The organism is Acinetobacter sp. YH16053, assembly GCF_013417035.1.
In the GTDB taxonomy this organism is placed as follows: Bacteria; Pseudomonadota; Gammaproteobacteria; order Pseudomonadales; family Moraxellaceae; genus Acinetobacter; species Acinetobacter towneri.
Genome location: NZ_VPEP01000006.1, coordinates 56767 through 71597 on the forward strand (window position 1 = coordinate 56767; position 14831 = coordinate 71597).

Annotated in this window: 13 protein-coding genes and 1 pseudogene; 10 read left to right on the forward strand and 4 right to left on the reverse strand. The window is 42.9% G+C overall.

Features of this window, described 5'->3' with window-relative positions; all coding sequences use genetic code 11:
• The first annotated feature begins 209 nt into the window (after positions 1 to 209).
• The 6 genes and pseudogenes from FTV43_RS07165 to FTV43_RS07190 all read left to right on the forward strand — a co-directional run bounded on the left by FTV43_RS07165 (position 210) and on the right by FTV43_RS07190 (position 4939).
• Entirely contained in the window at positions 210 to 1028 is an 819-nt protein-coding gene (locus tag FTV43_RS07165; RefSeq protein ID WP_179995205.1) for an ABC transporter ATP-binding protein, read from the forward strand.
• Positions 1025 to 1804 (forward strand): lipid asymmetry maintenance ABC transporter permease subunit MlaE, encoded by a 780-nt coding sequence (mlaE, locus tag FTV43_RS07170; protein ID WP_179995206.1) that lies wholly within the window; start codon positions 1025 to 1027, stop codon positions 1802 to 1804. Before FTV43_RS07165 ends, mlaE begins: the two co-directional genes overlap by 4 nt.
• On the forward strand, positions 1804 to 2475 hold the full coding sequence (locus FTV43_RS07175) for an outer membrane lipid asymmetry maintenance protein MlaD (RefSeq protein ID WP_168419183.1): 672 nt from the start codon (positions 1804 to 1806) through the stop codon (positions 2473 to 2475). Before mlaE ends, FTV43_RS07175 begins: the two co-directional genes overlap by 1 nt.
• A 15-nt stretch (positions 2476 to 2490) precedes the next feature.
• Entirely contained in the window at positions 2491 to 3126 is a 636-nt protein-coding gene (locus tag FTV43_RS07180) for a phospholipid-binding protein MlaC (protein ID WP_178318815.1), read from the forward strand.
• A gap of 12 nt (positions 3127 to 3138) precedes the next feature.
• Complete coding sequence (locus tag FTV43_RS07185) at positions 3139 to 3426, forward strand: lipid asymmetry maintenance protein MlaB (RefSeq protein WP_168419182.1); 288 nt, start codon at positions 3139 to 3141, stop codon at positions 3424 to 3426.
• A gap of 283 nt (positions 3427 to 3709) precedes the next feature.
• Positions 3710 to 4939, forward strand: a pseudogene (locus FTV43_RS07190) (transposase).
• Between the two features lie 47 nt (positions 4940 to 4986).
• Here FTV43_RS07190 and FTV43_RS07195 read toward each other — a convergent pair.
• Complete coding sequence (locus tag FTV43_RS07195; protein ID WP_168419484.1) at positions 4987 to 6000, reverse strand: magnesium and cobalt transport protein CorA; 1014 nt, start codon at positions 5998 to 6000, stop codon at positions 4987 to 4989.
• 154 nt (positions 6001 to 6154) lie between these two features.
• On the opposite strand from FTV43_RS07195, the gene FTV43_RS07200 reads away from it, so the two are divergent.
• Entirely contained in the window at positions 6155 to 6757 is a 603-nt protein-coding gene (locus tag FTV43_RS07200; RefSeq protein WP_179995236.1) for a TIGR00730 family Rossman fold protein, read from the forward strand.
• A 1-nt stretch (position 6758) separates the two neighbouring features.
• Positions 6759 to 7169: an NUDIX domain-containing protein gene (locus tag FTV43_RS07205; RefSeq protein WP_004974664.1), complete on the forward strand. Its 411-nt coding sequence runs from the start codon at positions 6759 to 6761 to the stop codon at positions 7167 to 7169.
• Positions 7170 to 7243: 74 nt separating this feature from the next.
• Here FTV43_RS07205 and FTV43_RS07210 read toward each other — a convergent pair whose 3' ends face one another.
• Positions 7244 to 7879 carry a ComF family protein gene (locus tag FTV43_RS07210; protein WP_179989136.1) on the reverse strand — a complete coding sequence of 212 codons (636 nt, stop codon included), beginning with the start codon at positions 7877 to 7879 and terminating at the stop codon, positions 7244 to 7246.
• Between the two features lie 18 nt (positions 7880 to 7897).
• Entirely contained in the window at positions 7898 to 9943 is a 2046-nt protein-coding gene (gene recG / locus FTV43_RS07215; protein ID WP_179995207.1) for an ATP-dependent DNA helicase RecG, read from the reverse strand.
• Between the two features lie 36 nt (positions 9944 to 9979).
• Here recG and FTV43_RS07220 point away from each other — a divergent pair, with 36 nt between their 5' ends.
• Positions 9980 to 10801 (forward strand): NAD-dependent epimerase/dehydratase family protein, encoded by an 822-nt coding sequence (locus tag FTV43_RS07220; RefSeq protein ID WP_179995208.1) that lies wholly within the window; start codon positions 9980 to 9982, stop codon positions 10799 to 10801.
• Between the two features lie 139 nt (positions 10802 to 10940).
• Here the strand turns inward: FTV43_RS07220 and plsB are convergent, their stop codons facing one another.
• Positions 10941 to 13505, reverse strand: a complete 2565-nt coding sequence (gene plsB, locus FTV43_RS07225) for a glycerol-3-phosphate 1-O-acyltransferase PlsB (protein WP_179995209.1) — start codon at positions 13503 to 13505, stop codon at positions 10941 to 10943.
• 304 nt (positions 13506 to 13809) lie between these two features.
• On the opposite strand from plsB, the gene FTV43_RS07230 reads away from it, so the two are divergent.
• A complete protein-coding gene (locus tag FTV43_RS07230; RefSeq protein WP_004974677.1) occupies positions 13810 to 14682 on the forward strand; it encodes an acyl-CoA thioesterase II in 873 nt (290 codons plus the stop codon).
• The last annotated feature ends 149 nt before the right edge of the window (positions 14683 to 14831 follow it).

A 14831-nucleotide genomic window follows, 5' to 3' on the forward strand; every position in this document is an offset into this window, starting at 1 on the left:
TATTGGTTTAGCGCTGATTTTATGTAATTTAATTTATTATATTATTTCCTCTTATTTTTAAGTGTTTGCTGTAATGAAAGTGATTTAGATAACAATAATATTTATAGTTGCACAAGACGTACACAGTTTTAAAAAATTTGCTAGATAACATTTTATGCTTCAATCCTTTATAGTATACGTGCTGAAAAAATGCAGGAAGACCCTCAGCTATGAATAATTCAACACCTCAACATGAGCCGTCATTGATTGAAGTCAATGAACTGAGCTTTAAGCGAGGGAAACGTGTCATTTTTGAAAATGTCAGTTTAAAGATTCGCCGTGGGCAAATTACGGCCATTATGGGACCTTCTGGTACAGGTAAAACCACATTATTACGCTTGATTGGTGGTCAACTGGCACCCGATCATGGTGATATTTTAATGGATGGAAAAAACCTTGCAGATATGTCACGTCAGGAGTTGTTTGCTGCACGGGCACGTATGGGCATGTTATTCCAAAGCGGTGCATTATTTACCGATATGAGCGTGTATGAAAATGTAGCATTTCCATTGCGTGCGCATACCAAGTTACCGGAGCATTTAATTGCAGAACTGGTGGCGTTGAAACTTGAAGCAGTGGGGTTACGTGGTACTGAACAACTCATGCCTGCAGAATTATCGGGCGGGATGAACCGTCGTGTGGCCTTAGCACGTGCGATTGCGTTAGACCCTGAATTGATCATGTACGATGAGCCATTTGCAGGCCAAGACCCGATTGTAAAAGGTGTACTGACTCGTTTAATTCGTTCTTTACGTGAAGCTTTGGATTTAACCACCATCATCGTCTCGCATGATGTAGGTGAAACGCTGTCGATTGCTGACTACATTTACATTATCGCAGAAGGCGTGATTCAGGGCGAGGGTACACCTGCGGAATTACAACAGCATGAATCGGCATTTGTACGTCAGTTCTTAACAGGCGCTGCCGAAGGGCCTGTCGATTATCAATTTAGCCATCGGGCTTATTTAAGTGATGAGGTGCGTTCATGAATGCTATTGCCGCATTAGGTCAACGCGTCATTGAGCGTGTTCGTGGCATTGGTGTCGCCACCCAAATGTTGTTGCAAATTCTATTTTCCATGCCAACCCTGCTTGGGGTGAAGCTGTTCCTGTACCAAATGTACCGTGTTGGCGTGATGTCGTTATTGATTATTGCGGTGTCGGGTTTATTTATTGGTTTGGTCTTGGGCTTACAAGGCTACTCCATTTTGGTCAATATCGGTTCAGAAGCCATGTTAGGCACCATGGTGTCTTTGACTTTATTGCGTGAACTGGCACCTGTAGTGGCTGCACTGTTATTTGCAGGACGTGCAGGCTCTGCCTTAACTGCAGAAATTGGTTTGATGAAAGCCACAGAACAATTGGCCAGTATGGAAATGATTGGGGTAGACCCACTCAAGCGTATCGTGTCACCACGTTTATGGGCAGGAATTGTCAGCCTGCCAATGCTCTCCATTATTTTTGCTGCGGTTGGCATTATGGGCGGCAAAATGGTTGGGGTAGATTTTCTGGGTGTAGATGAAGGTTCTTTCTGGGGTGGCATGCAAAGCAGCGTGCAATTCTATAAAGATATTTTTAATGGCACCATTATTAAAAGTTTTGTTTTTGCATTAATTTGTACCTGGATTGCAGTGTATCAGGGCTATGCCTGTGTGCCGACCTCAGAAGGCATTGCAACGTCGACCACGCGCACCGTGGTGTATTCTTCATTATGTGTTTTAGGTTTTGATTTTGTGTTGACTGCGGTCATGTTCGGAGGTGTTTAATGAAATCACGTACTAGTGAGCTGGCCGTAGGTGTTTTTGTCATTCTGACAGGCATTGCATTGTTTTTCTTGGCGATGAAAGTCAGTGGATTGGTCGGAACCAATTTACGTGACAGCTATAATATGACCGCAACGTTTGACAATGTGAATGGTTTAAAACCACGTGCTAAAGTCACCATGAGCGGTGTGACCATTGGGCGTGTGAATGACATCACCTTAGACCCTGTATCACGTTTGGCCACTGTTGAATTTGAGTTGGATGGTAAACTGACCAGTTTTAATGCTGAGCAATTAAAAACAGTGCAAAATTATGCAGTTGAAGAATTGCGTTACAGTGCTGAATACGAACAGGCAAGTCCTGAGCAACAAAAAGAAATGGAACAACAACTGTTGAGTAACATGAAATCCATCACCAGTATTGATGAAGATGCTTACATAATGGTTGCAACCAATGGTTTGTTGGGTGAGAAGTATCTCAAAGTTGTTCCAGGTGGTGGTTTGAACTTTGTGAAACGTGGCGAAAGCATTGCCAATACACAAGGCACCATGGATTTAGAAGATTTAATCAGTAAGTTTATTACTGGCGGTGCAGCGAAAACATCCAATGCAGCGTCAGACACAGATACAGCGACAGCTGAAACAACAGATGCAGAAGTGTCATTTGTTGAGTAATTGAGGAGATTGTCCGTGAAAACACTTTTAAAGCAAACTCTGGCGGTAAGTGTGCTTTCTACCATGTTGGCAGGTACTGCATTTGCTGCACCCGCAGAAGCGCCACCAGCTTTTGTGAAAAAAGTTGCCGATAGCTTGATTACACGTTTAAAAGCAGATCATGCTAAATTGCAGAACAATCCAGCATTGGTGAAAACCATTGTGCGTCAGAACCTTGACCCGTATGTAGATGCGCAAGCATTTACCCGTATTGTGATGGGGACTTATGCGACGAACCAATACAGCTCAGCGGCACAACGTGCACAGTTTGAGAAAAACTTCCGTGAAACCTTAATTGAGAACTATGGTACAGCGTTTGCGAAATTCAGTAACCAAACCTATACCATGCGTCCTTATAAGGCGACCAACAGCAAGAACCCTGTAGTGACCATCGACTTTGTTCACAATGGTGAAAAAATTCCTGTGTCATTCCAGTTGGCAGATAAAGGCAGCCAATGGAAAATCCGTAACATCAACGTTTCGGGTATTGATCTAGGTTTGCAATTCCGTAACCAGTTTGCGGCAAACGTGAAGCGTAATGGTGGCAATATTGATAAAGCTATTGCAACCTTTAAGCCAGATGCAGAAGCTGCGGTTGAAAAGAAAAAATAGGTTAGGTGTGGCGTGATTGAATTATCAAATCAGGAATTATGCGTTTCTGGAAAAATAGATTTCAGTAATGCTGAGCAATATTACCAAAAAGGCATACAGTTGATTCGTCAACAGCAACTACCTTTGGTAGTGAATTTGGCAAATCTGGAACAAGGCAGCACTTTGGCTTTGGCTGTTTTGGTGCAGTGGTTGCGTCAGACACCAGAAGCCAAAGGCTTACAGTTTAAAGCTGTTCCTGAAAAAATGATGAAAATCATTCAAGCGTGTCATTTGCAAGATGATTTAAAACTGATCGCCTAAAAGTGAAACCACAAAAAAGCACCTACTTGTAAGGTGCTTTTTTTATTGCGTTAATTTGCTTTCTTTACGAAAGGGAGGTTATGAGTGGTTGCAAACCTCTCTGACCCGCTGCTAAAAGGAGAAGAAAAATTGCAAACCTCTGCCTAACCCTCTCCTAAAAGGCATAGGTATCTACACAATTTCCATGTTTTGCGTTAAATTGAAGAGCATGCTCTTCAATTTTAACATCTCTCGCTTAGATCAGCGCCTTGTCAAACGTTACAACAACCTTGTTCAACTCAATATGAATCCTCTTGCTTCACTTGCTCCTGCAATCAAAGATATTGCCTCTGCTCAAAAAAATAGTTTCGCAACGACGCAAGCTGTATGGCGGTTTTTAAATAATGATAAAATCTCATTTAAACAATTAAATGAACCTATTCAAAAACTTGCTTGTGATCAGATTAAGACATCGCTGCATCGTTATGCTTTAGTTATTCATGATTGGTCACAAATCCAATATGTGACACATCGTAATAAAACCCAAAAACTCCAAAGGACACATCAGTACGACTCAGGCTATGAATTACAAACGAGCTTACTTGTTGATGCTGGTTCTGGACTTCCTGTTGCTCCATTAGCTCAGACCCTTTCTAGTGCTTCAGGTTGCTATTCGACATTCAATGAGCAACAGACCGAACGTAAAACCCATTTAGACTCCCTTTCTGAACAAATTCAAAAAGTTGAACAGTTTCCTTTTGATAAAACCTGCGTACATATTATTGATCGTGAAGGAGATTCCATTGCTCATCTCAGGTAATTAAGCAGTCATAGTTTTCAATGGCTTATTCGAGCAAAGGAAGGAAATCGGATTGAGCATCAGGGTGAAATATGTAAAGTTGGAGAAGTTGCTGAACGTATCGAAATACAGCAAGTGAAACCCATTTCTTATAAGGGTAATCAACATATGCTTTATGTTGGAGAAACCAATGTTCGGCTTACCCGTGCTGCAAAATCAAATAAAAAAGATTGTTTAGGTCAAAGAGTTGCCCCTCAGAAAGGTGCTGCAATTGAGGCTAGACTGATTATTGCGGTGGTTAAAGATATTAATGAAAAGACAGTTGCAAGATGGTCATTGATCAGTAATGTACCAACTGAGATTACCGCAGTAGAACTGACGACTTGGTATTACTGGCGTTGGTCAATCGAATGTTATTTCAAACTTCTCAAGCAAGCAGGCCATGATATTGAGTCATGGCTTCAGACTACGCCAGAAGCGATTTTAAGGCGTTTGCTAATCAGTTGTATGGCTTGTGTGTTGACGTGGAGAGTGCAGCGTTGTACAGATGAACAAAATCAGAAAGTCCGTGCATTTTTGACTAGACTTTCAGGTAGACAACAGAAAAGAGGCAAGGTAGAGAGTGCGCCTGCCATATTGGCAGGACTCTCGATTTTACTAAATACTCTTCAACTGCTCTCAGAATATTCAATAGATGAACTGAATGAAATCGCAACTATTGCACTAGGTACCTAAAGATGTGTAGATACCTATGCCTAAAAGGAGAGGGAATATAAAGGGCATTAAATCCATTTTTTCCATCTGAAGTAAATCAATGGGCCAATAAAGAAACCAATTAAAATAACACTGACCACAATAAAACTGGTGGTACCTTTGGCAAAAGGTAATACATCCGTGTTCATGCCGTAGACACTGGCAACTAGCATTGGTGGCGCTAACATGCTTGGTAAAATCGAGAATCGACGAATGGTGTCGTTCTGTTCAGTGTTAATGAAGCCCGAAGTCGTGTCGAGTAAGAAGCGCACTTTTTGGAATAAGAAAGCATCGTGTTCGACCAGTGAGCGTACATCTTCACTGAGTTCTCGAATGTCTGCATCGTAAATATGACTGCCTAACGCACGTGGACGTGCCAAGAAGGTCAGGACACGACGTAAATCAATCAAACACAGTTGGGCTTTCCCAAGCATATCTTCTAATTGCGCCAGTCGGGTAATCATGTCATCGAGGTCTAAAATTTGCTCACGATGGCGGTTATTTAGGACTTCTGTGGAATACTTTTCTAAGTCCTTGTGGATATCTTCTAAGATATCCGCAAGTTCGTCCAGTTTGGCTTCAAGCAAGCCTAAAAGCACCCAAGTCGGGTCTTTATAGTCAATTTCGTAGTCGTTACGTCGTGCACGCGCCCGAAATGCCCGAAACGCCACTAATTTTTCACCACGTAGGGTAAACAAGTGTTCTTTATGTAAAATAAAGGCGACGGTTTGCACAGTGGCTAAAATACTGGAATTGTCTTCAGTTTCGCCATCGACTTGATAGTTTTTATTTTTAGTTAAAAAATAGGTACTAATGTGTAAAATACCGTCATCATCGCGGTAGAATCGCGCTGAAGATGAAATATCTTCCAAAGATTTTAAGGTCGGTAAATTTTGTGAGTATGCGTCTAGTACCCATTGCTGTTCTTCTTGTGAAGGGGCAATTAGGTCAATCCAGACCAGATCTGGATGCAAATCAAAACCACCGTTAATGGTGGCATCTTCCAGACTACCGCGCTCTGTGGCATAAAAGGCTTCAAGCATTCGTCTTTTCTCCTTGCGCAGTATGGGTTTTGTGGATGGGTGTATTTTAGACAAGGATCTTACTAAATACACTGCTCAGAATGCTATTTTATTTAAAAATCTCCCTGAAGTTTAATTTTATGGCATGACAGCCAGATAACATGGTGAAAAAATGATGTCGTCAATTGCTATTTTCTGTGGTTCTGCCCCAGGAAAAGATTCAGTTTTTGTTGAAAATGCACGGAAAGTGGGTGAAACACTGGCTGCACAAGGCAAAACTTTAATTTATGGCGGTGGGCGCTCAGGCTTAATGGGTGTGGTGGCAGATAGTACCTTGGCCGCAGGTGGTCGTGCAATTGGCGTTATGCCTGAAAGTTTGGCAGAGCATGAATTGGCGCATCCGCATTTGACCGAATTACATATTGTTGAAAACATGCATGCTCGCAAAATAAAAATGTCAGAATTGGCACAGGGCTTTATTGCTTTGCCGGGTGGTTCCGGAACTTTAGAAGAAATTTTTGAGCAATGGACGTGGGCACAATTAGGAATTCACTCGAAGCCCTGCGCTTTTTTAAATGTAGATGGCTTTTATGATGATTTGCTGAAGTTTTTAAGACAGACCTCTGAAAAAGGTTTTACTCAGCCACGTTTTTGTGAGGCATTGATTGTATCGAATTGTATTGACAATATTTTGCAGCAATTTGAACAATACCGTGTTCCTGAAATGAAATGGGAAGTGCCTGAGCTAGAGTGGGTGCAGCAGGAACTGGCGAAATAAAATGGCTGAGATCAACAACATCATTACCGTTGCAGCTGCAATTATTTTAAATGTCAAACAGCAGTTATTGGTGGTGCGTAAACAGCATACCGCGTGTTTTATGCAGGTCGGTGGCAAATTAGAACCCAATGAAGCGCCTGAAACGACCATGTTGCGAGAAATTGCCGAAGAAATTGGCTGTCAGGCGCAAATTCAACAATTTATTGGACGCTATGAAACAGCAACGGCCAATGAGCCCGACTGCCGTTTGGTCAGTTATGTGTATTGGGTTCAGCTTGATCAGGCACCAAAAATTGCTGCTGAAATTGCCGAAATGAAGTGGGTAGATTTGGATGATCAAGATACTTTGTTGGCACCGCTGACCCGTGAAGTGGTGATGCCGTGGTTAAAACAATATTTACAACAAAATTAAGAGCAGTTGATCATTCTTCTATATTTTAAGTTCAACTTTTTAATGCGTTGAGCATATTCAACCGAATAGTTTTTTTATTCAGCACTGGCCAGACAAACCGCCTCGACTTTTTGACAGCCGAGCTTGAGCAACTGCTGTTTGAGTGCATGAATTGAACTGCCCGTCGTGACCACATCATCCACAATTAAAACCCGACGAAAACGGATTTTAGGCGCAGCCTGAATTTGAAATTGCTGTTGGATGTCTTCCAATCGTTCTAAGCGACTTAAGCCTTTTTGCGCGTGCTGTTGTAAGCGGGTCACAGGTTGCCAAATCGGGACATTTAAATGCCGCGCTAGTCCTTTTGCCAACAATAAAGATTGATTGTAGCCGCGTTCAGTCAAGCGGGCAGTGGAAATTGGCATCGGTACAATGGCTTGGATTTTAGGATAAGACAGTTGTTTTAGCGCGCCTACTAAAAGCAGTTGGTAATGTAACTGCTGTTCATATTTAAATTGTTGAATGATGCGATTAATTGGATAGTGATAATCAAAAGTGACTTGAATCTGCATTTCTTGTCGTTGTACCGCTTGGCTACGCCACGGCAATTGTTGCCAACAGGTTTGACAGACCGAATGTTGCCATTGCGTGTCGCTATGGCAGAGCTGACACGGCTGCAGTTGGCGCAACCATTGTATGCCGCATTGTAGTAGATTGATCGGCTGAGTCATCTTAGGACTGCAATCCGTTTAAACATAGGCATAACGTGGTGCCTCAGGCAGCCAGCGTTTTAGCAAAGCTTCGGCATGTGTAGGATAATCGTTTAAAATTTGCTGTGCCACATGATGCGCCTGTGCCAGCAAATGATCATCCCGTTCTAATTTAGCCACCCGAAAGCCCATATCTCCCGTTTGTTTGGTTCCTAAAAGTTCCCCAGGGCCACGCAGTTCTAAATCTTTTTCTGCAATCACAAAACCATCGTTGGTTTCGCGCATAATCCGCAAGCGTTCTTGTCCATTTTGCGAAAGTGGATTTTTATACAACAAGGCACAAAAACTGGCTTTGGCACCCCGTCCGACTCGTCCACGTAACTGATGCAGCTGTGAAAGTCCTAAACGCTCGGCATTTTCGATCACCATAATTGAAGCATTGGGTACATCGACCCCGACCTCAATTACTGTGGTGGCAATCAGTAATTGTAGTTGATTGTCTTTAAATTGCCGCATGACGGCTTGTTTTTCATCGGCTTTCATTTTGCCGTGTACCAGCCCAATATTCAGTTCAGGAAAGCGTTCTTTAATTTCAGCAAAAGTCGCCTCGGCAGCTTGCGCATCTAAGGTTTCCGACTGTTCCACCAAGGTACAGACCCAATAGGCTTGTTTGCCTTCGGCACAATTGCTGGCAATGCGTTGTAAGACTTCTTCACGCCGATCTAGCGGAATGGTCACCGTTTGAATAGGTGTACGTCCTGGCGGTAGTTCATCAATCACCGAAGTGTCCAAATCGCCATAGGCGGACATGGCTAAAGTTCGCGGAATAGGCGTTGCAGTCATCACCAATTGATGCGGTGTAGTGTGATTGGCACCTTTATTGCGCAAAGCCAGACGTTGATCGACCCCAAAACGGTGTTGTTCATCAATAATCACCAAACCTAATTTGGCAAATTGCACATTGTCCTGAAATAACGCATGTGTCCCAACCACCAAATTGGCGCTACCATCTTGAATGCTCAGTTCAGCCGCTGCGCGTGCTTTGCCTTTTTGTTTGCCAGACAACCATGCCACTGTTAAGCCCAATGGTTCAAACCATTTTTGAAAGTTCAGATAATGTTGTTCTGCCAAAATTTCAGTGGGTGCCATCAGCGCGACTTGCCAACCTTCTTCTAGCGCATGACACGCTGCGACTGCAGCGACCAGCGTTTTACCTGCACCTACATCACCTTGTACCAAGCGCAGCATGGGTTTATTACGCTGCAAATCCTCCATGATTTCTTGCGAAACCCGTTGCTGTGCGCCTGTCATTTGAAATGGCATGTTGCCGAGTAACGTAGGCGCTAGTTTTTGACTTGGGGAAAAGGCAGGTGAGGCAATTTGCTGAATATAAGCCCGTCGGGTCAGTAAACTGACTTGATGCGCCACCAATTCTTCAAAAATCAGGCGTTGCTGTGCAGGGTGAGAGCCTTGTGCCAATTGCAGCATATTGGCATTTAAAGGTGGATGATGAATATAATCCAACGCCTGTTTGAGTGCATAGCCATTGGTCATTTTTTCAGGCAGGAGTTCAGGCAAATCATCACTATGCTGTGTCAAGGCCTGTTTGACGTATTCACGTAATTTGGCTTGGGTCAGCCCATCGGTGCTTGGGTAAATGGCAGTCAATTGGGTTTTAGGCAGTGGGGTATGTTCAGTAATGAGTTGTAATTCGGGGTGATACATTTCCAGACCACGCGCCCCAACCCGTACTTCGCCAAATACTCTTAAACGATTGCCGAGTTTGGCACGATCTGTAATACCTTTATAAATATGATAAAAACGTAAGGTGATTTTTCCAAATTCATCTTCTAAATTGACCGCCATCGACTTGCGTTTACCCAGTGGAAAATCGACCCCTTTAACCACACCTTCGAGTAAATAGCTGCGCCCCACGTTTAATTGGTTCATGGGAATGATCGTGCTACGATCTTCATAGTCACGCGGTAGATGAAACAGCAAGTCATCTGTAGTGAAAATATTTAGTTTTTCGAGTAATGCAGCAGAGGCAGAGCCTACCCCTTGCAACTGATGGACTGCAGCCATGTCCCCTCAACTTCAAATGCTATGATTAGGTGCTGAATGCATATTCTATTTATTGGTTATGGTAAAACATCGCAGCGTGTTGCAAAACAACTATTTACGCTCGGTCATCAAATTACCACAATTAGCCGCAGTCCGAAAACAGATCCTGATATGACGCATCTGCTTCAAGATATTCAACAGCTCGATTTATCACAGACTCAACCTGTTGATGCCGTTTATGTATTACTTGCACCATCTCGAAATACGGTTTTGAGTTCTGTAGAAGCGTATCAACAGACTTATGTAGATTCTGTGCAGCCGATTGTCGCTGCATTAAAAGATCATCCTGTAAAGCGAATTATTGTGGTGTCATCTACACGGGTGTATGGTGAAAATGCAGGTGAATGTATTGATGATGATACTGTGCCTAAGCCAAATGATGTACAAGGGCAGTTGTTGTTGCAGATGGAACATTTGTGGCAACAGGCTTATCCTGAACAATGTGTGATTGTGCGTCCTTCGGGTATTTATGGCGCATCGGTTGCACGCATGCTCAAACTTGCGGAAACCACACAAAGTTATCCGAATATACATTGGTCAAATCGAATTCATATTGATGATTTGGCAAATTTTTTGGCATATTTGCTTCACGTGGAACATCCAGAACCAGGTTATATTTGTAGCAATAACCAAGCTCAGCCTTTGCACGAAATGATTTTAAAGATTCAACGTGAATTCAATTTACCTGAGTTGGTGTTGGAAAGTATGCGTGAAACAGGGAAGCGGATTTTTGCTACGCGCATGGAGAAAACAGGATTTCAGCGCAAACATGAGGATTATTGTGATCATCTAAGAATTACGCAAAGTGATTCACCTTAAATCGAAGAATAAAAGTTCTCTTGCTAGGAAAGGGCTAGCAAGAGGTGATTTTTAAAATCTCAAATATTGAGCTTTAATTCAGCCTCATCCCCAACTGTCTGCCTGAGCCATTTATGGCGTAAGAGAAGAAGCTTAAAAATTACTTCTTCTTACGTTTCAAGCGTTTCTTCGCTTGTTGTGCAGCAAGTGCCTCCAAAGCCTCACACAATTCTTCATCACTAAAGGTGGTGATGTGTTGCAGCATCTGCAAAGTCACATCATCCAACACCAAATTGGCGTATTGCGCGACGTTTTTAAAGTTGTCATCAAACACAATCGCATTGTCACTGTTGGTGCTGATATAACCTTGCTGAGTCAAAACTTTAATAAAGCTTTGGAATAAGGCTTTGTCAAAGAATTCAGGTGAATTGAATTCATACAGCACCGACAAACGCTGACCGACCAAATGGCTCAGTTCTTCGACTTGACGTGCCGAAATATTGCCTGAGCCGCGTTGTGTAATCAGCGCCAGCGTCATGTAATAACGCTCTAAACTCTGCATTACAGGCGCAGCCAATACTACCAATTGGTTGTGATCTTCACTATTTGGTGCAGGTGAAATTAAATTGCCTTCTGCATCTTCAGAAATCAATTTGGCCTGAATCAAGGCTTCCACGTAGGCACAAATCCGTTCTTTGAGTTCCTGATCTTGCCATTTCAAGAACAACTCAGCTTTCAGGAACGGATATAAAGTACGAATGACGTTGATTAAATCACCACGACGAATCGAACCATTATGTTTCACCAATGCTGCAATTAAAGATGGTAAGACAAAGGCATGCAAAATATTGTTGCGGAAGTAGGTGAGTAACACCGCCTGATGGTCTTCAATCGCGATAATATCGCCCAAAACGTGCTGCACTCGTTTAATCAGTTTGAGTTTTAAGCCGTAGGCAATAATTTCTTTACCTGATAATGGTGTGACTTGAGTGCGCTCATCATAAGGCAGGGCAGTGAGCAGATTACGGTAAGTGTCTAACTGCTTCACACAAATTTCTTCATCCAAGGTATGTTTTGGTGTTGCCAGTAAAATCAGCGATAACAAAGATACCGGGTTAATTACCGCAGCACGGTTAATGTTTTCCAAAATCGCATGTGCTGAAGTATTCACTGCATCTGACACTTGTGGTGGAATAGGATCATCATTTTTTTCAATGCTGATGTGTTCGGCATCGTGTTGTTTTAGAACATCATCTAAAAACACAGGTTCGCCAAAATTGACATGCACCTTGCCAAAAATCCGTTCAATCTTGCGCATGGTTTTTAAAATGCCCATTAGCGATTCAGATTCTTTTGGCTTGCCTTGCATTTCACCGACATAGGTTGAACCTTCCATCAGGCGTTCATAACCAATATAAGTTGGCACAAAAGCAATCGGTTTAGCACGACCACGCAAATGACTGTGAATGGTCATGGCGAGCATGCCTGTTTTTGGTGGCAACAAGCGGCCTGTACGTGAACGTCCACCTTCAATAAAGTATTCAAGCGGCGTGTTACGCGACAAAATACTGAATAAATATTCTTTAAAGACGGTTGTGTATAAGCCGTTGCCACGGAAAGTACGACGGATAAAAAACGCACCGCCACCACGAAGCAATTGACCTACAAATGGCATATTCAGGTTATCGCCCGCAGCAATGTACGGCACCATCATGCCGCGTTTGTAAATCACATAAGACAGCAATAAATAGTCGATATGACTGCGGTGACATGGGGTGTAGATAATTTCATAGTCTTTGGCCAGTTCGCGCACGGTACTAAAATTATGCACTTCCACGCCATCGTACAATTGTGTCCATAAGCGGGTCAGTGCCATATCGGCAAAGCGTACCGCAGCATGAGAATAGTCCGACACAATTTCATTTAAATAACCAATCGCACGACGCTCGGCTTCAATCACGCTAATTTTACTGCGTAAACTTTCACGACGAATAGCATCTTGCACATCGGGAGATTTAATCAGACTGAGCATGACATTGCGACGGTCAGACAAGTCTGGGCCAAGCACGACTTCACGCTGCCCATCTAAGTAATTATTTAGCGTGTTGACAATAAAGGTCGCAGGCGACAGGTTTGGATGCTCAGTTTTGGCATGTTCAATTAAAGCGCGTAATGATTGTGGTTCGTGAAATTCCAAATAAGACTGACGACCATGCACCCCAATATTCATTAACTGCTTGACTGTGCCAGGCGTTGCCCACGTATCGGTAAACAGTAGTTTAAACCACGAATCTTCTTTGTCTGGAGAACGTCCCCACAACACGGTCACAGGTACCAATTCAATATCAAGTTCTGGGTGTTGTTCTAATTGTTCAATTAAACGTAACAAGCGTGGCGGAAAAGCATAAGGTGGTGGATTGAGTAGGTTGTTCTCATCGTGATGCTGTAAAAACAGAATCGAGGCTTTTTCTTTATGTGAACCCATCACCAATGGATCAAGCGCAGGCGTGAGTTTTAAGCGACGTGTTTCGCCATCGACCACCAAGGCATTGCTGCGTGAGTGATTTTGCAATACGTAGCAAGTTATCTTGGTGCGAGTGGCATTTGAGTCTACACTTTGCGCATCCTTGACAGGGACTTCACCCAAAACATGCGGTGTCACCACAAGGTCAAGCAGCTTACCAGAAAGCTGACGATACATTTGACCAAAACCACGCTTGGACATATTCACTCCTACTTCATCACCCAAGTCCCTAGCCAGTAGGGAATTTATTTTGCGTCATTGTATCTAATAATCGCGCTGCATTTTTAGATAATTTGCATGAATATTGTTAGATTTTATCGTTAAAAATCGTATTTTTAGCAAAATTGATCGGCTAAGTTGTGACACAGCGGTCAGTCTTTGATGGGTAAAAGATGCAGAATCTATGGCAAAATAGCAGGCTTAAAATAGTCAGTTTATTTTGACGATTTATTTTTTCATCGACTTCGATCCCGCATCCCCAATTTCCGCCATACATAGGTTAGTTATGAACGCACTCACACAAGAGCTGGTTGAACTTCTTTGTTTAGAAAAGTTAGAAGAAAATATCTACCGAGGTATCAGTCGTAACTTGGTGGGTAAACGTGTTTTTGGTGGACAGGTTTTGGGACAGGCTTTACGTGCTGCATCTTATACCACTGATCGTCCTGCGCACTCATTGCATGCCTATTTCTTGTTTGGTGGCGATGTCAACGCACCTATTATTTATGAAGTTGACCGTTTGCGTGATGGTAAAAGTTTTTCTAGCCGTCAAGTACGTGCCATTCAGCATGGGCGTACCATTTTTACTGCGATGGTGTCCTTTGCGCCGTTGGAAGACGGTCTGAATTATCAAATTTCAGAGCCAAACTATCCTGCAGCAGAAGCTTTAAAAAACGAAGCGGAACTCAAACAGCATATTGTCGAGTTTGTACCTGAAAATGTGCGTGCCAGTTTTATGCGTGATCGCTTGGTGGAGATTCGCCCGATTAATCCGAGCAATCCATTTTTACCGCAGCCTGAAGCACCTGCTTATGCACACTACATTCGTACCCATGACAGCATTTCACCAGAGGTGGATGAAGTGTCTTTGCATCAGGCAATTGCGGCATTTTATTCAGACTTCACGTTAATGACCACAGCACTGCGTCCGCATGGTTTGAGCTATTTATCACCAAGTTTGCAGTGTGCCAGTATTGACCATGCCATGTATTTCCATAAACCGTTCCGTGTGGATGACTGGATGCTGTACGACATGGAAGCCACCATTAGCACTAGTTCGCGTGGTTTGAACTTTGGGCGCATGTGGCAAAATGGTGAATTGGTGTGTAGCACCAGTCAGGAAGGCTTGATTCGTTTACGTGAAATCGAAACGCAATAAAATATAGCCTTTAAAATCTACATTCATCAGCCGACATTCATGTCGGCTTTTTTACATCCTGAAGCACGATCTGAACCTAATCAAAGTGCGCTAGAAAAATAATACTCGATTCAATTTCAGCCACATGGCATAGTCCACACATCACATTA